General features: G+C 70.9%; 15 protein-coding genes. 7 read left to right on the plus strand and 8 right to left on the minus strand.

Annotated features, from left to right (window positions below; genetic code table 11):
- Positions 1-173: 173 nt before the first annotated feature.
- Positions 174-2,075 (minus strand): translational GTPase TypA, encoded by a 1,902-nt coding sequence (gene typA / locus ACFVZW_RS33920; RefSeq protein WP_384529713.1) that lies wholly within the window; start codon positions 2,073-2,075, stop codon positions 174-176.
- Between the two features lie 302 nt (positions 2,076-2,377).
- Positions 2,378-4,837, minus strand: a complete 2,460-nt coding sequence (locus tag ACFVZW_RS33925; protein ID WP_384529715.1) for an ABC transporter substrate-binding protein — start codon at positions 4,835-4,837, stop codon at positions 2,378-2,380.
- Positions 4,838-5,097: 260 nt separating this feature from the next.
- Between ACFVZW_RS33925 and ACFVZW_RS33930 the strand changes: the two genes are divergently transcribed.
- From ACFVZW_RS33930 to ACFVZW_RS33945, 4 genes are read left to right on the plus strand one after another with little or no spacing between them, the layout of a single operon-like run.
- Positions 5,098-5,325 (plus strand): hypothetical protein, encoded by a 228-nt coding sequence (locus ACFVZW_RS33930; protein ID WP_383561950.1) that lies wholly within the window; start codon positions 5,098-5,100, stop codon positions 5,323-5,325.
- 9 nt (positions 5,326-5,334) lie between these two features.
- The gene (locus ACFVZW_RS33935; protein ID WP_384529718.1) at positions 5,335-6,168 is read left to right on the plus strand and encodes a hypothetical protein; all 834 of its coding nucleotides are present in this window, start codon (positions 5,335-5,337) and stop codon (positions 6,166-6,168) included.
- Between the two features lies 1 nt (position 6,169).
- Entirely contained in the window at positions 6,170-8,056 is a 1,887-nt protein-coding gene (locus ACFVZW_RS33940) for a fumarate reductase/succinate dehydrogenase flavoprotein subunit (protein WP_384529721.1), read from the plus strand.
- The gene (locus tag ACFVZW_RS33945) at positions 8,053-8,823 is read left to right on the plus strand and encodes a succinate dehydrogenase/fumarate reductase iron-sulfur subunit (protein ID WP_384529724.1); all 771 of its coding nucleotides are present in this window, start codon (positions 8,053-8,055) and stop codon (positions 8,821-8,823) included. The genes ACFVZW_RS33940 and ACFVZW_RS33945 overlap by 4 nt, the downstream gene beginning before the upstream one ends.
- A 47-nt stretch (positions 8,824-8,870) precedes the next feature.
- Here the strand turns inward: ACFVZW_RS33945 and ACFVZW_RS33950 are convergent, their stop codons facing one another.
- Positions 8,871-9,890, minus strand: a complete 1,020-nt coding sequence (locus tag ACFVZW_RS33950) for a hypothetical protein (RefSeq protein ID WP_384529727.1) — start codon at positions 9,888-9,890, stop codon at positions 8,871-8,873.
- A 126-nt stretch (positions 9,891-10,016) separates the two neighbouring features.
- On the opposite strand from ACFVZW_RS33950, the gene ACFVZW_RS33955 reads away from it, so the two are divergent.
- Complete coding sequence (locus ACFVZW_RS33955) at positions 10,017-12,119, plus strand: TPM domain-containing protein (protein WP_384529730.1); 2,103 nt, start codon at positions 10,017-10,019, stop codon at positions 12,117-12,119.
- A 35-nt stretch (positions 12,120-12,154) separates the two neighbouring features.
- Positions 12,155-12,862 carry a PspA/IM30 family protein gene (locus ACFVZW_RS33960; protein ID WP_384529733.1) on the plus strand — a complete coding sequence of 236 codons (708 nt, stop codon included), beginning with the start codon at positions 12,155-12,157 and terminating at the stop codon, positions 12,860-12,862.
- A 65-nt stretch (positions 12,863-12,927) separates the two neighbouring features.
- Here ACFVZW_RS33960 and ACFVZW_RS33965 read toward each other — a convergent pair whose 3' ends face one another.
- The 5 genes from ACFVZW_RS33965 to ACFVZW_RS33985 all read right to left on the minus strand — a co-directional run bounded on the left by ACFVZW_RS33965 (position 12,928) and on the right by ACFVZW_RS33985 (position 17,964).
- On the minus strand, positions 12,928-15,507 hold the full coding sequence (locus ACFVZW_RS33965) for a SpoIIE family protein phosphatase (RefSeq protein ID WP_384529736.1): 2,580 nt from the start codon (positions 15,505-15,507) through the stop codon (positions 12,928-12,930).
- 147 nt (positions 15,508-15,654) lie between these two features.
- On the minus strand, positions 15,655-16,074 hold the full coding sequence (locus ACFVZW_RS33970) for an ATP-binding protein (RefSeq protein WP_384529739.1): 420 nt from the start codon (positions 16,072-16,074) through the stop codon (positions 15,655-15,657).
- Positions 16,075-16,217: 143 nt separating this feature from the next.
- Complete coding sequence (locus ACFVZW_RS33975) at positions 16,218-16,661, minus strand: (deoxy)nucleoside triphosphate pyrophosphohydrolase (protein ID WP_384529742.1); 444 nt, start codon at positions 16,659-16,661, stop codon at positions 16,218-16,220.
- A 55-nt stretch (positions 16,662-16,716) separates the two neighbouring features.
- Positions 16,717-16,896: an SPOR domain-containing protein gene (locus ACFVZW_RS33980; protein WP_376442524.1), complete on the minus strand. Its 180-nt coding sequence runs from the start codon at positions 16,894-16,896 to the stop codon at positions 16,717-16,719.
- A gap of 315 nt (positions 16,897-17,211) precedes the next feature.
- Entirely contained in the window at positions 17,212-17,964 is a 753-nt protein-coding gene (locus ACFVZW_RS33985; RefSeq protein ID WP_384529746.1) for a GntR family transcriptional regulator, read from the minus strand.
- Between the two features lie 224 nt (positions 17,965-18,188).
- On the opposite strand from ACFVZW_RS33985, the gene ACFVZW_RS33990 reads away from it, so the two are divergent.
- A complete protein-coding gene (locus tag ACFVZW_RS33990; protein ID WP_384529749.1) occupies positions 18,189-19,529 on the plus strand; it encodes a glycoside hydrolase family 18 protein in 1,341 nt (446 codons plus the stop codon).
- The last annotated feature ends 71 nt before the right edge of the window (positions 19,530-19,600 follow it).

A 19,600-nucleotide genomic window follows, 5' to 3' on the forward strand; every position in this document is an offset into this window, starting at 1 on the left:
AACTTGTAACCCCCGGTGTGCTGCCGGTTCTCGCGGGGCTCGAAGCTCATCGCTCTCCCTGAACTGGGGCGTTGCGATGATCGCTAGAACCTAAGTGACTGCGGGGGCCCGAGCCCTCTGTCTGAGGTTGTGTCAGCCTGCCGGCGTCAGCCGGACGCGGCCGAGATCACAGGTCAGCCGTTCTTGGCACGCGACGCGGTGCGACCGCGCTGGTTCTGGTCCAGGACGACCTTGCGGATACGCACGGCCTCCGGGGTGACCTCGACGCACTCGTCGTCGCGGCAGAACTCCAGGGACTGCTCCAGGGAGAGCTTGCGCGGCGGGACGATCGCCTCGAAGGAGTCGGCGGAGGCGGAGCGCATGTTGGTGAGCTTCTTCTCCTTGGTGATGTTCACGTCCATGTCGTCGGAGCGCGAGTTCTCGCCGACGATCATGCCCTCGTACACCTCGGTGCCGGGGTCGGTGAACAGGACACCGCGCTCCTGGAGGTTGGTCATCGCGAAGGCGGTGACCGCACCGGCGCGGTCGGCGACCAGCGAACCGTTGTTACGGGTCGTCAGCGTGCCGAACCACGGCTCGTGGCCCTCGTGGATGGAGTGGGCGATGCCCGTACCCCGGGTGTTGGTCAGGAACTCCGTACGGAAGCCGATGAGGCCACGGGACGGAACGACGAACTCCATGCGGACCCAGCCGGAGCCGTGGTTCGACATGTTGTCCATGCGGCCCTTGCGGACACCCATGAGCTGCGTGACCGCGCCCATGTGCTCCTCGGGCACGTCGACCGTGAGGCGCTCGACGGGCTCGTGGATCTTGCCGTCGACCTCCTTGGTGACGACCTGCGGCTTGCCGATGGTCAGCTCGAAGCCCTCGCGGCGCATCTGCTCGACCAGGATGGCGAGCGCGAGCTCACCACGGCCCTGGACCTCCCAGGCGTCGGGACGCTCGGTGTCGAGGACGCGGAGCGAGACGTTACCGATCAGCTCGCGGTCCAGACGGTCCTTGACCTGGCGGGCGGTGACCTTGCGGTTCTTGACCGCGGACTTGGCCTCCGCGCCCTTGCCCGTGCCACCGCGGCCGACGAGCGGCGAGGTGTTCGTACCGATGGTCATGGAGATGGCCGGCTGGTCGACCGTGATCAGCGGCAGCGCGATCGGGTTCTCCGGGTCGGCCAGGGTCTCGCCGATCATGATGTCCGGGATACCGGCGACGGCGCAGATGTCACCGGGGCCGGCGACCTCGGCCGGCTTGCGGGTGAGCGCCTCGGTCATCATCAGCTCGGTGATGCGGACGTTGGAGATCGAACCGTCCCGCTTGATCCACGCGACCGTCTGGCCCTTGCGCAGCTCGCCCTGCTCGACACGGAGCAGCGCGATGCGGCCGAGGAAGTTGTCGGCGTCGAGGTTGGTGACGTGGGCCTGCAGCGGCGCGTCCTCGTCGTACGACGGGGCCGGCACGTGCTCCAGGATCGTGGAGAAGAACGGCTCCAGGTTCTCGCTGTCGGCGGGGACGGTGCCGTTCTCCGGCTTGGTCAGCGAGGCGATGCCGTCACGGCCGCAGGCGTAGACGATCGGGAACTCGATCTGGTCCTCGTCCGCGTCCAGGTCGAGGAACAGGTCGTAGGTCTCGTTGACGACCTCGTCGATCCGGGAGTCCGGACGGTCGGTCTTGTTGATGCAGAGGATGACGGGCATCCGGGCCTGGAGGGCCTTGCGGAGCACGAAGCGCGTCTGCGGCAGCGGACCCTCGGAAGCGTCGACGAGCAGGACGACCGCGTCGACCATCGACAGACCGCGCTCGACCTCGCCACCGAAGTCGGCGTGACCGGGAGTGTCGATGATGTTGATCGTGATCGGGGCCCCGCCGTCCTTGGGGTGATACTTCACCGCCGTGTTCTTGGCGAGGATCGTGATGCCCTTCTCACGCTCCAGGTCGTTCGAGTCCATCATGCGGTCGTCGAGCTGCTGGTGGGCGGCGAAGGCACCGGCCTGCTTGAGCATGGCGTCGACGATGGTCGTCTTGCCATGGTCGACGTGGGCGACGATGGCGACGTTACGGATGTCGTGGCGCGTAGGCATGGGTGCTTGCGCTTCTCTCGGATCGTGGGATGCGGCGTCAGTTCCTCTTACGCCCGCCGGGCGGACGCGCCACGGCTATGTCCTATGGTACGGGGCCGCCGCGCAAGGGGCTTCCCCGCCCGGATTCGAGAGGGTCTACTGGGAGGTTTGGGGGGCCTCGGTGGTGCGGTGCACTGGGGTGAGGGGGAGCACTGAGCGTGCGGAACCGGCCGGGTCAAGGGGCCGGACGTGATCCTGCCCGCCGGGGTCACCGGCGGGCAAGGAACTTGAGCTGCATCTGAGGTTGTGACCTGCACTTTCAGCTATTTCTTGGTATTGCGCTCCGCGCCGTTGGCCGATTCGGGCTTCTTGAACCCGATGTCCTGGTAGCGCGGGGCCGCGAAGCCCCAGGCGCCCGCGTTCACGATCTCGGGCTTGGCCGCCACGAGCTGGGGGCGCTGATAGAGGGGAATCGATCCGGCAGCGGCCCAGATCCGGGCGTCGGCCTGGCGGACCAGGTCACGGGCCTCCTCCTCGTCGAGCGTGGCCACCGCCTGGTCGAAGAGCTGGTCGATACGGTCCGTGCCGACCCGGGCGTAGTTCTGCTCGACCAGGAGCGAGCCGTCCGAGGCCGGCTCGGGCTTGGCGAAGATCGGCCGGGCGTCGGTCGCGGGGAAGGCGGTGGCGGGCCAGGAGTAGAGGGCCAGGTCGTAGTCGCCCGAGGCGATGTGGTCCTTGAAGAAGCTCTCGTCCGCGACCTTGGTGACCTCGGTGCCGATCCCGACCGCGTCGAGCATCTGCACGATCTTGTCGCCGACGGTCCGCAGCGACTCCGAGCCGGGCCCCGAGGGCAGGACGAACCGCAGGTTGAGCGCCTTGCCGTCCTTGCCCAGGCCGGTGCCCGCGGCGGCCGGCACGGCGGGGGCGGGGGCTGCGGTGCCGCGCGGGGCGTAGGCACCGGCGACACCGCTGTCGGGCTTGGCCGCGTTCCGGCCCTTGGCCTCGGTCGTGGTGCCGGCGTCGGTGCCGGTGTCGAGCAGGGCGGCCTGGCGGAGCAGCGCCGCGTTCTGCAGGGCGGCCCCGGGGGCCGGGGTGAGGACGTCGGTGCCGCTCTCGGGACCGGCGGCGCCGATCGCGGGCTCGGGCGCCTTGGCGCCGTCACGGGCGGCGGTGCCGCCCGGCTTGTCGTCGCCGACGACGTAGAGGCCGTCGTTGGAGGCGGCGTCGGCCTCGGGCTTCTTGGCCTTGTCGGCCTCGGGCTGCTTCTCGGCGGGGGCCTTCTCCGCGGGGGCCTTCTTCTCCGTCCCCTCTGTCCCCTGCTTCTCCGCCTTCTTCTCGGCGTTCTCCGCCTCGCTGCCGGCCTTCGTCCCGCCCGGCTTCTTGGCCGCGCCGCCGGGGACCCAGCCCGCGTCCGCGAGCAGCGCCCGGGCCTCCTTGGCGTCCTGGTCGCCGAGCGCGTCGCTGCTGTCCGCGTAGGCCGCCTGCCCGGCCAGGGCGAGGTGGCTGCCGGGCGGCGTGGCGGGCAGTCCCAGCGGCTTGAGTACGGCTTCGGCCAGTTCCTGGCGGTCGAGCGCGCGGGCCACGGCCCGGCGTACCCGCTCGTCGGCGAGCGGACCGGACTCGCCGTTCAGCGAGAGCTGTGTGTACGCGGGCTCCAGCGACTTGCGCACCACGAACGTGCCGAGCGCCCGCTGCTCGGTCGCGTACCGCTCGATGCTTTCCTGGTTCTTCTTGCGGGCGGCCTGCACCGCCTCCGCCTTCTCCTCGTCGGAGCCGTTGGCCAGTGCCCAGGACTTCAGGGCCGCCGAGGGGGTGACCGCGGCGCCGGGGCCGTGCGCGAGGGCCTGTCCGCCGTTCCGGCCGGCCTGGGCGTCCTTCACCGCGAGGGCGATGCGGTCCGCCGCGGACCGGTCGATCTCGGCCAGATCGAGCTTGCCGGCGGCCAGTGCGGTGACGCGGTCGGCGCGCGGTACGGCCTTCAGGACGATCTGGTCGAGCTTGGCGGACTGGCCCCACCAGCGGGGGTTCCGGTCGAGGGTGACGGTACTCGCCTTGCGGTCGGCCGCCTTGAGCCGGAACGGGCCCGCGGTCGCCTTCAGAGTGGTGCGCGCGCCGTCGTTGAAGGCGGCCGGCGACCCCATCACCTCCTTCGGGTAGAGGGGGGTGAAGAGGGACTGCCAGTCGGCGTACGGCTTGCCGAAGGTGACGCGTACCTCCAGGTCGTTCTTGCCGCGCTCGATCTTCTCGATCCGCTCGTAGCCCGAGTTCCGTGCGGTCCAGTACGCGGTGTCCCGGCCGTTCAGGGCCCGCCACTGCGCGACGAAGTCGGGGGCGCCGATCTCGCGGCCGTCGCTCCACACCGCCTGCTGGTTGAGCTTGTAGAGGACGACCTGCTTCGGCTCCGTCTCGACGACCTGCGCGGACTCCAGGTAGTCCGGGTTGCGCTGCGGCCGGCCGCGTGCGTCGAGGGTGTAGAGGGCGGGGAGCACGGCCCCGGCGATGCGCGAGGTGGAGCCGTCGGCGTCCGCCTGGAAGGCGTTGAGGGTGGTGGGCATCGCGTCCACGGCCCAGTTCAGGGTGCCGCCGTCGGTCACCCGGTCGCGCGCGGCGGGTGCGTGGTCCGGGGCGGGGGCCTTGGCCTCGTCGGCTTCGTCGGCCGAGCTGCATCCGGCCAGGACCGAGATCGCGAGCACCGCGCTGGTGAGGGTGGCGACGGAGCGGAGCGTGCGGGAGCGGGGGCTCCTGGAGCATGTCCTCCCGCGAGGGGCGCCGACCTGGGACATGACTTGTACCCCTTCGTCCAGTTTCATGCCATTTGGAGATGATCACACCTATTGCTCATACACTGAAAAGGAAGGAGCGGATCCGGCCACGACGACACGGCGGCGCGGTCGACAAACCCCACCCGTGCGGCCCAACCGCCGGGCGGCGCGGATCTCCGGACGAGTGGAATCCCGTACACATGGCTTCACAAGCGGGGTGTGACGCGCGACACTCTCAGGCGCGTGTTCGCCACCCGCAATCGCGGAAGTGAGGGCAATCCATGTCCCTTCAGGACGAATTGGCGGCCGTCAAGGGCCGCCTCGATGACCTGGTTCGCACGGTCGAACAGCTGGAACGCCGCATCGCGGCGGAGCGGGGCGTCCCCTCGCCGCCGACGCCCGGTCGGCCGCAGGACATCGTGACGATCCCCGACACCCCGTACGACAGCGGGCTGTGGACGGATTCGGACGACGAGGGACTGGGAGCACGCGACCGGCACGCGCCCTAGGAGACCTCGTTGGCCACAGGAACCGAACCCTCCACCGGAGGGGGAGTGCCCGCCACCGGCGTGCACTCCCCCTCCCGTGCGGCGATCGCCCCCCGCCACCTACGCACCGACCGCTGGTGGCTGGCGCCCGCCGCCACCGCGGCCGGACTGCTCGCCTTCATCGCGTACTCCACCTGGCGAGCCTTCGCCAACAGCGACTACTACGCCGCGCCCTACGTCTCGCCGTTCTACTCGCCCTGCCTGGCGGAGAACTGCGTCCCGATGAAGGGCGGGCCCAACTGGGAGATCTTCGGCAGCTGGTGGGGCCTCTCCCCCGCCCTGCTGATCCTGGTCTTCCCGCTCGGCTTCCGGCTGACCTGCTACTACTACCGCAAGGCGTACTACCGGGGCTTCTGGGCCTCTCCGCCGGCCTGCGCGGTCGCCGAGCCGCACACGACGTACACCGGCGAGACCCGCTTCCCGCTGATCCTGCAGAACCTCCACCGGTACTTCTTCTACACCGCGCTCCCGGTCGCCGCGATCCTCACCTACGACACCGTGCTGACCTTCCGGGACGCCTCGTACGAGTGGGGCCACGCGGGCCTGGGGACCGTGATCTTCCTGATCAACATCGTGCTGATCTGGGCGTACACCCTGTCCTGCCACTCCTGCCGGCACATCGTCGGCGGGCGGCTGCGGCACTTCTCACGCCATCCGGTGCGCTACCGCCTGTGGAGCTGGGTCGGGAAGCTGAACACCCGCCACATGGTGCTCGCCTGGGCTTCGTTGATCTCCGTCGCGCTCTGCGATCTGTACGTGTACCTGCTCGCCACCGGAACCTTCGACGACCCGAGGATCTTCTGACATGGCTCAAGTCGAACGGCAGCAGTGGGACGTGGTCGTCGTCGGCGCGGGCGGTGCCGGGCTGCGCGCCGCGATCGAGGCGCGCGAGCGGGGCGCCCGTACGGCCGTGATCTGCAAGTCGCTCTTCGGCAAGGCGCACACGGTGATGGCCGAGGGCGGCATCGCCGCCTCCATGGCCAACGTCAACGCCCACGACAACTGGCAGGTCCACTTCCGCGACACCATGCGCGGCGGGAAGTTCCTCAACCAGTGGCGGATGGCGGAGCTGCATGCACGCGAGGCCCCTGACCGGGTGTGGGAGCTGGAGGCCTGGGGCGCCCTCTTCGACCGTACGCCGGACGGCCGGATCTCCCAGCGCAACTTCGGCGGACACGAGTACCCACGGCTCGCCCATGTCGGCGACCGGACGGGTCTGGAGCTGATCCGCACGCTGCAGCAGAAGACGGTCGCCCTCCAGCAGGAGGACTTCCGGGAGAGCGGCTCGTACGAGTCACGGCTGAAGGTCTTCCAGGAGTGCACGGTCACCCGGATCCTGAAGGACGAGGACGGGCAGGTGAGCGGTGTCTTCTGCTACGAGCGGGAGACCGGGCGCTTCTTCGTCATGGAGGCGCCGTCCGTCGTCCTGGCGACCGGCGGGATCGGCAAGTCCTTCAAGGTGACCTCGAACTCGTGGGAGTACACCGGCGACGGCCACGCCCTCGCGCTGCTCGCGGGAGCGCCGCTGGTGAACATGGAGTTCGTGCAGTTCCACCCGACCGGGATGGTCTGGCCGCCGTCGGTGAAGGGGATCCTCGTCACCGAGTCGGTGCGCGGGGACGGCGGTGTGCTGCGCAACTCCGAGGGCAAGCGGTTCATGTTCGACTACGTCCCCGACGTCTTCAAGGAGAAGTACGCGCAGACGGAGGACGAGGGGGACCGCTGGTACGAGGACCCGGACAACAACCGGCGCCCGCCCGAACTGCTGCCGCGCGACGAGGTGGCGCGGGCCATCAACGCCGAGGTGAAGGCGGGGCGCGGCTCGCCGCACGGCGGGGTGTTCCTGGACGTGTCGACGCGGATGCCTGCGGAGGTGATCAAGCGGCGGCTGCCGTCGATGTACCACCAGTTCAAGGAGCTGGCGGACGTGGACATCACGGCGGAGGCGATGGAGGTCGGGCCGACCTGTCACTACGTGATGGGCGGCATCGCGGTCGACTCGGACACCGCGGCGACGGTGGGGGTTCCGGGACTCTTCGCGGCCGGTGAGGTCGCGGGCGGGATGCACGGCTCCAACCGGCTGGGCGGGAACTCGCTCTCCGACCTGCTGGTCTTCGGGCGGCGGGCGGGGTGGCATGCGGCGGAGTACGCGGCCGACGCCTCGCGCGGAGTCGTCTCCGAGGCGGGGGTCGAGGCCGCGGCCGCCGAGGCGCTGGCGCCGTTCGGCGCGGCGGAGGAGCCTTCCGCCGAGAATCCGTACACCCTCCACCAGGAGCTCCAGCAGACGATGAACGACCTCGTCGGCATCATCCGGCGGGAAGGGGAGATGGCCGAGGCCCTGGAACGCATCGCCGAGCTGCGGGTCCGCGCGCGGCGGGCCGGGGTCGAGGGACACCGGCAGTTCAACCCCGGCTGGCACCTCGCGCTCGACCTTCGGAACATGCTGCTGGTGAGCGAGTGCGTGGCACGGGCGGCGCTGGAGCGGACCGAGAGCCGGGGCGGGCACACACGGGAGGACTATCCGTCGATGGAGCGGACGTGGCGCCCGGTGAATCTGCTGTGCCACCCGGCGCCGGACGGCGGGATCGGGCTCGAGCGGACGCGCACCGAGGCGATCCGTGCGGACCTGCTCGCGCTGTTCGAGAAGGAGGAGCTGGTCAAGTACCTCGCCGAGGAGGAGCTGTACGAGTGAGTACCTATGACGCGCACTTCAGGGTGTGGCGGGGCGACACCGACGGCGGAGACCTCACGGACTTCACGGTCGAGGTGAACGATGGCGAGGTGGTCCTCGACATCATCCACCGGTTGCAGGCCACCCAGGCTCCGGATCTCGCCGTGCGCTGGAACTGCAAGGCGGGCAAGTGCGGTTCGTGCTCGGCCGAGGTCAACGGCCGGCCGCGCCTGATGTGCATGACCCGGATGTCGACCTTCGACCGCGCGGAGACCCTCACGATCACCCCGCTGCGGGCCTTTCCGGTCGTACGGGACCTGGTGACGGACGTGTCCTTCAACTACGCGAAGGCGCGGGAGGTCCCGGCTTTCGTACCGCCGGAGGGGCTCGCCCCGGGCGAGTACCGGATGCGGCAGATGGATGTGGAGCGGTCGCAGGAGTTCCGCAAGTGCATCGAGTGCTTCCTGTGCCAGGACACCTGTCATGTGGTGCGGGACCACGAGGAGAACAAGACGGCGTTCGCCGGCCCGCGCTTCCTGATGCGGGTGGCCGAGCTGGACATGCACCCGCTGGACGCCGCCGAGGAGACGGGTCTGGACCGCAAGCGGACCGCCCAGGAGGATCACGGGCTCGGGTACTGCAACATCACCAAGTGCTGCACGGAGGTGTGCCCGGAGGGCATCAAGATCACCGACAACGCGCTGATCCCGCTGAAGGAGCGGGCCGTGGACCGCAAGTACGACCCGCTGGTGTGGCTGGGCAACAAGATCCGTCGGCGGGAGGCGTAGGCGTTCCGCCTCGGGACGGGGTCCCGGGCGGCGGGTGTCGCCGTGGGTCAGTGCCAGCCCTCGCGGTAGGCGGTCCAGTCCTCCTCCTTCGCGGCGAAGTCGACGTAGAGCGCGACGCCGAACCGTTCGCGGTCGTGGTCCGTGCGCCCCAGGCCCAGCCGGGTGCCGCGGATCGCGGCCGCGACGGTCTCCGCCGAGTCGTGGTGGCCGAGGTCGTCCTCGTGGAAGAACGGCAGCCCGATGAGCAGGTCGGTGTCCTCGGGCGTGACCTCCAGGGCGAGGCTGGTCTGCTGGGCGACGTACCCGCCGTACAGGCTCTCCAACGGCATCCAGGTGTCGTACGACATGACGGCGATCTGGTCGACCCGGCGGGCGACCTGTCCGAAGAACTCCTGCGACCACCACTTCTCGCTGCCGCTGACGGCGCCGTTCACCGAGTGCAGGGCGGGCAGCGGGTCGATCTGGTGGGCGGCGACGGAGAGCGGGACCTTGCGGGACCTGGTCAGCTCGCCCAGGTCGTCGAGGAGCGACAGGTAGTTCGCGTCGTCCGAGAGCAGCGGCTCCAGGTCGAAGTGGACCCCGTCGAAGCCTGCGTCCAGGATCTGCCGGGCCGAACCCACCACGGCCGCGCGCGAGGCCGCGTCCTCCAGGCGCAGCCCTTCGGGGCCCTCGGTGGCCAGGATGTCGCCCAGCCAGGCATGCACCCGTATGCCGGGCATCGTGCGGTGGACGCTCTCGATCAGCCAGGCCGCGCGCGGGTACCGGGCCGCGGGGAGCGTGCCGTCGTGCTCCAGCGGGCCGGCGTGGACGTACAGGTCGCGTATCCCCGTGCCCTTGACGCGGGCGGCGAATTCCGCGAGGTCGGCGTCCTTCTTGCGTCCGTCCACCCAGGCGTGGCCCAGCCAGATGGCGTCCTTGCCGCGGGACTGCGTCCCTTCACGGAGGTCGCCCGCGTAATTGATCCGCAGGGCGACCGCGCTGCCGGCGAGCGGCAGGACCAGGAGCAGGGCGAAGCCGAGGACGACCCAGCGCCCCCGCCGCCACCAGCCGCGTACGCGTCCGTTCACCTGTGCCCCCAAGATCGTCGACTGTGTGCTCGCCACCCTAGAGGCGGCTACCGACAGTGACGCTCAGGGCCGAGAAACGGTTTCCGCCCGGTCGCGGGTGAATAGATCGGGACATAGCCTCCCCATGTGACGCGAATAGCCACCCGAATCCTCCTCGCGGTGCTGGTGGCGGCGTGGTGGCTGATCGTGCCCGCCGTGCACGGCGCCCGCGCCGACGACCCGGTCGTGCTGTCCCGCGAGGGGCAGATCACGGACACGGTAGGGGCGCTGGGCGACCGCCGCAGCGCGGTCGCCCAGGCGCTCGACCAGCTCTACGACGACCGGCGGATACAGCTCTTCGTCGTCTACGTACGGGACTTCTCCGGGCGTTCGGGCCAGAGCTGGGCCGACGCGACCGCCGACCGCAACGGCCTCGGCGTCAACGACCTGCTGCTGGCGGTGGCCACGCACGACCGGCAGTACGGCTACTCGGCCGACCCCGCGTCCCGCTTCACCCAGGCACAGCTCGACGACGTGGCACAGACCGCGATCGAGCCCGCGCTGCGGCAGAACGACTGGGCCGGGGCCGCGATCGGCGCGGCGAACGGCTACGGCGCCGTACTCGCGGGACAGCCCGTGCCCGCGCCCACCATCACCCCCGGTGACCCCGATCCCGGCGGCGGCGCGGACGAGGGCACTTCGGGGACGGACCTGGTTCTGCCGATCGTCCTCGTCGGCGGGGCGGGCGCCGTCGCGGCGTACGCCTGGACCAAGCGCCGCCGGCGGACCGGGGCGGGGAGCGGCGCACCGCCGCAGACCGGGCAGGGCTGGGGCACCCCGAAGGAACCCGCGCAGGTGCCGCTGGAGGAACTGGACGGACAGGCCCGGCAGACGCTGGTCGCCACCGACGACGCCGTCCGCACAAGCCAGGAGGAACTCGGCTTCGCGAGCGCCCAGTTCGGCGACGAGGCGGTGCGGCAGTTCACCGAGGCCGTGGCGTTCGCGAAGGAGGAGCTGACGGCCGCGTTCCGGCTGCGGCAGAAGCTCGACGACGCCTTCCCGGAGGACGACGCGACCCGGCGTTCGATGCTCGACGAGATCATCAGACGCTGCGGCGAGGCCGACACCCGCCTCGACGCGGAGGCCGCGGACTTCGACCGGCTGCGGGCCCTGGGGCGCAACGCCCCCGAGGCGCTGGCCACCGTGGAGGAGGCCTTCCGCGAGCAGACCGGGCGGGTGGGCACGACGGAGGCGACGCTGACCGCGATGCGGGAGCGGTACGCCGCTTCGGCGGCATCGCCCGTCGCGAGCGCCGTCGAGCAGGCCAAGGACCGGCTGGTGTTCGCGACGACCAACCTGGACCGGGCCCGACAGGAGATCGACGCGGGCGACAACGGCGCCGCGGCGGTGCGCATCCGGGCCGCCGAGGGAGCCGTCGACCAGGCGGCGCGGCTCAGCGAGGCCGTGGACCGGCGGGCCCAGGAACTCGCGGAGGCCGTGGGCAAGCTGCCGAACGCGATGGCCGAGACCGAGGCGGATCTCGCCGACGCCCGCGGCCTGCTCCAGGGCACGACCGAGGGGGTCTCGACCGCCGATCTCCAGGGCCGTATCGCCCGTGCGGAGTCCGTCGTCGCCGATGTGCGGCGGGTGGTGGAGGCGGGCCGCTACGACCCGCTCGACGCGCTGCGCCGCGTCGAGGAGGCCGACGCGGTCCTCGACGAGGCCCTGGAGGGCGCACGGGAGCGCGAGTCGGGCACGCGGCGCGCCCGCGCGCTGCTCGATCAGGCGATGCTGACCGCCCGTTCCGCGATCGGGGCGGCGGCCGACTACGTCACGACGCATCGCGGGGCGGTCGGCAGCGAGGCCCGTACGCGACTGGCCGAGGCCCAGCGGCGGCTGGAGAAGGCCAAGGAGCTCGAAGCCGCCGACGACCCACAGGCCGCGCTCGCCGAGGCCCAGCAGGCGGACGGGCTGGCCCGCCGGGCGCAGGACCTCGCCGAGCAGGACGTCCGTACCTATGGGAACCCGAACGGCCTGGGCGGTGTAACAGGGGTGGGAGGTGGCGGCGGCGGGCTCGGTGGTGCGGTGCTCGGCGGCATCATCCTCGGCGGATTGTTCGGCGGAGGTTCCGGCAGAGGCGGAGGGGGATTCGGTGGTGGCGGTTTCGGGGGCGGAGGTTTCGGCGGCGGGCCCGGCAGCTTCGGCGGTGGGGGCACACGCGGCCGGCTGGGCGGCGGCGGCCGTTTCTGACCATGTCACGCTCATCGCGTTCAAGGAGATCAAGCATGTCGAAGCAGACGATCCTCGGCCGTGTCGCCCAGTTGGCGAAGGCCAACATCAACGCCCTTCTGGACCAGGCCGAGGACCCGCAGAAGATGCTGGACCAGCTGATCCGCGACTACACGAGCAACATCGCGGAGGCGGAGGAGGCGGTGGCGGCGACGATCGGGAATCTGCGGTTGATGGAGCAGGACCACCAGGAGGACGTCGGCGCGGCGAAGGAGTGGGGCGAGAAGGCCCTGGCCGCGAGCAGGAAGGGGGACGAGCTGCGGGCCGGCGGACAGACGGCGGAGGCGGACAGGTTCGACAATCTGGCGAAGGTCGCGCTGGGGCGCCAGCTCCAGTCGGAGAAGGAGGCGAGGACGGCCGAGCCGACGATCGCCTCGCAGACCGAGGTGGTGGACAAGCTCAAGTCCGGCCTGGACCAGATGAAGACCAAGCTGAACGAACTCCGGGCGAAGCGGGACGAGCTGGTGGCGCGGGCCAAGTCCGCGCAGGCGCAGAACCGGATGATGGACGCGGTGAAGAGCATCGACGTGATGGACCCGACGAGCGAGCTGAGCCGGTTCGAGGACAAGGTCCGTCGCGAGGAGGCCAAGGCGATGGGCAAGCAGGAGCTGGCCGCCTCCTCGCTGGACGCCCAGTTCGAGCAGTTGGACACCCTCGGCGACAGCGCGGAGATCGAGGCCCGGCTGGCCGCCCTCAAGGGGTGACGCCCGCCCTGCGGGCCCGGTGCGGGGTGGTGCTCGGTCGGGCCCGCGGGGTGGTGCGGCGCTGGTCAGAACATGCTCAGCAGCTGCTCCACGGTCGGCTCCGCGGCGTCGCCGCCGTCCGGCAGGGGCAGTTCGAACCAGACCGTCTTGCCGCGTGGCGTGCGGCGCGAGCCCCAGGCCGCACTGAGGAGTCCGACCAGCTGCAGTCCGCGCCCGCCCTCGTCGGTGTCCCTGGCCCGGCGGCGCCTCGGCTGGACCAGGCCGGCGTCCCAGACCTCGCAGACCAGGGTGCGGTCGCGCAGCAGCCGCAGCCGGATCTCGCCCTCGCCGTAGCGCAGGGCGTTGGTGACCAGCTCGCTGACGAGCAGTTCGACGGTGTCCACCAGCGGTTCGAGGTCCCACGCGGTGAGCTGCGCCCGGGCCAGCTCGCGGGCCCGGCCGACCGAGCGGGGTTCCCTGGGCAGTCGCCAGTCCCCCACCGCGTCGCACGGCAGTCCCTGGATACGTGCCATGAGGAGGGCGATGTCGTCCTCGCCGTGCCCGGTGTCGAGGGTGGTCAGGACCCGGTCGCAGACGTCCTCGAGGGGGCGCGCCGCGTCGGTGAGCGCGTTGCGGAAGGCGCTCAGGCCCTCGTCGAGGGGATGGTCGCGGGACTCGACGAGTCCGTCGGTGTAGAGGGCGAGCAGCGACCCCTCGGGCAGTTCGACCTCCACCTCCTCGAAGGGTTCGCCGCCGACGCCGAGCGGCATCCCCGGGGGCACGTCGAGCAGCATGGCCTTCTCGCCGGGTTCGACGAGGACCGGCGGCAGATGGCCGGCGTTGGCGAAGGTGCAGCGGCGGGTGACCGGGTCGTAGACGGCGTAGACGCAGGTGGCGAGGTAGACCTCGGAGAGTTCGGGTCCGCGGGCCTTGTGGGCGCGGGCGCTCTGCTGGGCTCCGGCGGGGGCGCCCAGGCCGCGGGCGATCTCGTCGAGATGGGAGAGCACCTCGGCGGGTTCGAGGTCGAGCTGGGCCAGGGTGCGGACGGCGGTGCGCAGTTCGCCCATGGCGACGGCGGCGCGCAGGCCGCGGCCCATGACGTCGCCGATGACCAGTGCGGTGCGGTGGCCGGGGAGTTCGATCACGTCGAACCAGTCGCCACCGACCTCGGTGGCCGTGGTGCCCGGGAGGTAGCGGCAGGCGATGTCCAGGCCGGCGGCCTCGGGGTCGCCGGGCGGGAGGAGGCTGCGCTGGAGGATCAGGGCACGCTCGTGCTCGCGGCGGTAGAGGCGGGCGTTGTCGATGCAGACCGCGGCGCGGGCGGCCAGCTCGACGGCGAGGGCCCGGTCCCTTTCGCCGAAGGGCTCGCTGCCCTTGGCGCGGGAGAACTGCACGAGGCCCACGACGGTGTCATGGGCGACCATCGGGACCACGAGGGTGGAGTGGACCAGGCTGCCGTCGCCCCCCGGCACCGTTCTCACCCGTCCGGTGCGCAGCGCTCCGGCGCAGGGCGAGTTGAAGGGGTAGCGGTGGACGGAGCCGACCTCGACGGGGCCCGTGCCGCAACAGGTCTGGTCCGGCCCCGAACCCGCGGTCGCCTCGGGGGTTCTGAGCGGGGTGTCGGCGACGGCGCTGGCGAAGGCGACGCGGCGCAGTTCGGCGCTGCCCGCCCCGTAGCCCACGTCGTGGGAGCTGCCCCATCGCCCGGGCGGGGCCTCGTCTCCGGTCAGCAGCCCCTGGTAGAGATCGACGGAGGCGAGGTCGCAGAAGCCGGGGACGGCGACGTCCAGGAGTTCGCGGGCGGTGGCCTCCAGGTCGAGGGAGTTGCCGATCCGGGCGCCGGCCTCGTTGAGGAGGGCGAGGTTGCGGCGGGCGCTCGCCGCGTCGCGGGCGGCGTTGTGGCGGCGGGTCACGTCGATGCCGAGGCCCGCGACGCCGACGGGCCGTCCGGAGCCGCCGTGCACGCGGTAGAGGTTGATCGACCAGTGGCGCCGGTCGGTGGAGCCCGGGGGCGCTCCGACGATCTGAAGCTCGGTGACGGCCTCGCCGGTCTCCAGGACCCGCTGGAGCGCGGCGGTCATCCGCTCGGCCTCGGGGCGCGAGAGGTAGTCGTGGACGGTACGGCCCCGGTGGTCGTCGGCGGAGCCGCCGAAGACGGCCGCGAAGCGCTGGTTGGCCCGCTTCACGGTGAGATCGGTACCGAAGAGAAGAAAGCCGAAGGGCGATTGGCCGAAAATGGCCTGCGAAGCAGCGAGGTCGGTCTCGATGTGCCGCAGGGCCCGCACGTCGACGACGATGCACAGCGCGGCCCGCTCACCGGACGGCGTCTGGCTCGGCATGACGTACATCTCGGCGATTCCGTCACGGCGGGTCTGCCCCGGTACGCGGAAGGGGACGAGGCCCGTCCACTCCTTGCCGTCGAGGATCTCCGCGACCCGGCGCCTGCCACGCTCCCGCAGGTCGGGCGGCATGAACGCCTCGACGGGGTCCCTGCCCATCGCCTCTTCGGCGGGCACGCCGAAGAGCTCGACGGCCCGGCGGCTCCACTGGTCGACGAGCCCGTCGGGCCCTATCGAGAAGGAGGCGACCCGGATGTAGTCATAGATCGAGCCGGGCGGGCTGCTCTGCCACATGACGCCGCTCGCCGTCTCAGGTATCTCGCTCACGCGACCGTCCCCTCCAGCTCACCGCACCGGACCGGCCATGCCCGCAGTATTCAGCACTACGGCCCCCGACGGCACGACGTTCACGATCACAGGGTGGTCTCGTTCATTTCCGGCCGAGCCCTGGTGATCGTTGTCCCTCCCCGTCTTCTAACCCGGCAGGGCCAGCTCGAACCACACTGTCTTGCCCGTCCTGCCCTTGCGGGTGCCCCAGCGCCGAGCAGAACAGGCCACGAGCTGCAGCCCGCGACCGCCCTCGTCATCGGGGCCGGCGGGGCGTTCGGTGGGTACGTCCGGAAGGGGATCGGAGACTTCCACGAGAAGGGCGGGGTGGTGAGCGGCGTCGCCGCCGTCCGGCTGGACGTGCACGAGACGGACACCGATGGGGCCGGAGGCGTAACGCAAGGAATTGGTCACCAGCTCGCTCACCAGCAGGACGGTGACGTCACCCACCGCGGGGTCGATCTTCCAGGCCCGGAGCGTGTCGCGCACGGCGTGGCGCGCGGTGCGCACCGCATTGGCCTCCGCCGGGAAGTACCACTCGGCGCAGTCGCCTTCGGTGTCGATCACGCCCGATCACTTCCCCAGCCCATCACCAGAAGGAAGGCCCTCGTCCTCTTTCGGGGGGTTAATCAGCACATACCCGATATTCAGGGCGAGATATCGCAGGGATTGAACCAGCGGGCGCATGGTGGCACGAACGGCGTAGAGCCTCAGCCGTGCACTCCGCCCGCCGGGGCGGCCGGCAGTCGCAGCCCGGCCTCGGCGACGGCGGGTCGGTCCTGGTCGAGCCAGTCGACGGAGTCCAGCTCGTGGCGGGCCAGCCAGCGCAGTTCGTCGTGGTCCTCCAGCGGGCGCGGTTCGCCGGAGAGCAGCCGGGCGGTCCACACCTGAAGGACATAACCGGGCTTCAGCGGCCACTCGCCGGGGATGCGCTCCCCGGGCTCGGTCTCGACGCCGAGTTCCTCGCGCAATTCGCGGACCAGGGCTTCCTCGGCACTCTCCCCCGGCTCCAGCTTGCCGCCGGGAAGTTCCCAACGGCCCGCGAGCTCGGCGGGGGCGCTGCGGCGCGCGGCCAGCAGACGCCCCCGGTCGTACACGGCTCCGGCGACCACGACCACGTGGTCGGCCACGTGGTCGGCACGGCGATCTGTCATGGTCCGGAGCGTATCCCGCGTGGGGGTACCCCCAGGCCGAAGGCTCTGGGGGAGGTCAGACCGCGGGCTGGCCGATGCGCTCGACCCAGTAGAGCTGCTTGTGTCCACGGTCGTCGAGGCTGTCGGCGACCTTCTGGGCTTCGTCCTGCGTTGCGTATCGCCCGACGCGATAGCGGTTCCCGTTGTCGTCCTGCCGTATGACCAGCCAGACCAGGACAGGGCCACTGTCCGTCATCGGGCTTCTCCCTCCGCCGGTCCGGTCGTCTCTAAGGATCTCCCTGAAATGGCAATCCGCATATGCCCGACCTTACGCCTGACCCTTACACAGCGGATACGGGTTTTCACAAAGAGGTACGGATCCGGCCGGGAATTGACGAAGGGAGGCCGAAGATCAGGCCCCGGAGGCGGCCTCGGGGACCGCCGGCGCGGGCATCAGGACGGGCCCGGCCGCCGCGGGGTCCTCGCGGCAGACGTCGCCGCACTCGGCATCCAGGGAACAGCGCGGTGAAGTTCGGACGGGCCGGGTAGTAGCGGCCCTTGGTCGCCCGGGTCAGCGCACCGGCAGGTGATAGGCGATTCGAAAGCGGTCGGCCGGGACGACGACGTCGGCCGTCTCCACCGCCAGCCCCGAGGCGTAGTAGGTCCGCTCGACCACCATCACCACATGGCCCGGCACACCGCCCAGCGCCAGCAGCTCCTCCGCGAGGCCAGGGCGCGCGCCGACCTCCTCCACCACGTTGTCGACGACCACGTCGATCGCCGCCATCCGCTCGACGACCCCGCACCCGCCCAGCGGTCCCTCCTCGGGGAGCATCACGGGCGTCCGGCCGGTGACCGAGAGCGGCTCCCAGGAGGTGGAGAGCATCATCGGCTCACCCCCGTCCCGGTATACGTACCGCGTGCGCATCACGCGCTCCCCCGGCTCGATGCCGAGCCGCGCGGCCACGACGGCGCTCGTCTGCTCCTGCTCACTGCTGGATTCCCAGGTACCCCGCGCACCGTCGGCCGCCTGCTCCTGCCGGAAGGGGTTGGCGCCGGACGGCGGCCGGTACCCGGAGCGGGCGATCCGGCGCGGCACCGGCCGCTCCCGTACGTACGTCCCCGAGCCCGAGCGGCCCTCGACCAGCCCCTCGGCCATGAGCACCTTGCGGGCTTCGAGCGCCACGGTGTCCGAGACCCCGTACTCCTCGCGGATGCGCGCCTGCGAGGGGAGTCGGGTGTGCGGCGGCAGTGAGCCGTTTGCGATCTTCTCCCGGAGATCGCTCGCCACACGCAGATAGGCGGGCTGCTCACCGAACGTCACTGGACACTCCCCTCAGGTTGACGGACAGCTACAGAGTGACAACCCTCGGTGTCCAGCCGCAACCATGGGCCAAAGTTTCACCCGAAGTGATGACTTGCCTTTACGCCTGCGCTTACCGCAGGTATAGCAGCCGATCTCCGCCGAAGCCTTGACCTCAATGGTCCAGACCAATACTTTCCTGTGAGCACAGCTCCCTTCCGGCACACGCACAGGAAACGAGCCTCATGCGTCGTAGAACCCTTTCCCGGCTGACGATCGCCGCCCTCTCCCTCGGACTCGTGGCCGGTCTCGCACCCGCCGCGGGCGCCGACTCCGCCTCACACGGCGACAGCCGCCCTTCCTACAAGCGCGTCGGCTACTTCACCCAATGGGGCGTCTACGGACGGAACTTCCAGGTCAAGGACCTGGAGACCAGCGGCACGGCAGCCAAGCTCAGTCACATCAACTACGCCTTCGGAAACGTGAGTTCCGAAGGCAAGTGCTTCACCGGCAACATCCCCGGCGAGGCCGACGCCTGGGCCGACTACGTCCGCCCGCTCGACGCGGCGGGCTCGGTGGACGGCGTCGCCGACACAGCCGACCAGCCGCTCGCCGGCAACTTCAACCAGCTGCGCGAGCTCAAGGCCAAGCACCCCGGCCTCAAGGTCATGATCTCGCTGGGCGGTTGGAGCTGGTCCACCCACTTCTCCGACGCGGCCCGCACCCCCGCCTCGCGCAAGGCGTTCGTCTCCTCCTGCATCGATCTCTACATCAAGGGCAATCTGCCGACCGACGGCGCCCGCGGCGGCGCGGGAGCCGCCGCGGGTCTCTTCGACGGCATCGACCTCGACTGGGAGTGGCCGGGCTCGGCGGGCGACGTCGACACCGTCTTCCGCCCGGAGGACAAGCAGAACTTCACCGCGCTCGTACGGGAGTTCCGCAGCCAGCTCGACGCGTACGCGAAGGCCCAGAAGGGCCACGGCAAGCGCAAGCACTACGAGCTGACCGCGTTCGTCCCCACCGCACCCGCCAAGATCGACGCGGGGTTCGAGGTCCGCAAGATCATGCGCGATCTGGACTTCGTCAACCTCCAGGGCTACGACTTCCACGGCTCCTGGGAGACCACCACCGCGCAGCAGTCCGCGCTCTTCGCGAAGAACGACTTCAGCGTCGACCAGACCGTGAACGACTGGCTGCGCCGCGGCGCGCCCGCCCGCAAGCTCGTGGTGGGGATGCCGTTCTACGGCCAGGGCTGGACGGGCGTCACGGGCGGCGGCAACGGGCTCGGCCACCCGGCGACCGGCCCCGCACCGGCCACCTGGGCGAACGGCTACGAGGACTACAAGGCGCTCAGGAAGCTCGCGGACTCGGGCTCGTACACCGTCCACCGCGACCGGAGGAACGGCCACGCCTGGCTGTTCGACGGGACGACCCTGTGGACGTACGACGACCCGCAGGTGCTGCGGACCAAGTCCGCGTACGTACGGGCCAAGGGGCTCGGCGGCGCGATGTTCTGGTCGCTGGACGGGGACACCCCCGACGGCGAGCTGATCACGGCGGTCGACGGGGTTCTCGGCCGCCGGTAGGCCGCCGGCTCCCGCACGCCGCCCCGGCACGTACGTCGGCGGGGCCGGCCCTCCTCGGGGAGGTCCGGCCC

It is taken from the genome of Streptomyces sp. NPDC059567 (assembly GCF_042735655.1).
Classification (GTDB): Bacteria; Actinomycetota; Actinomycetes; order Streptomycetales; family Streptomycetaceae; genus Streptomyces.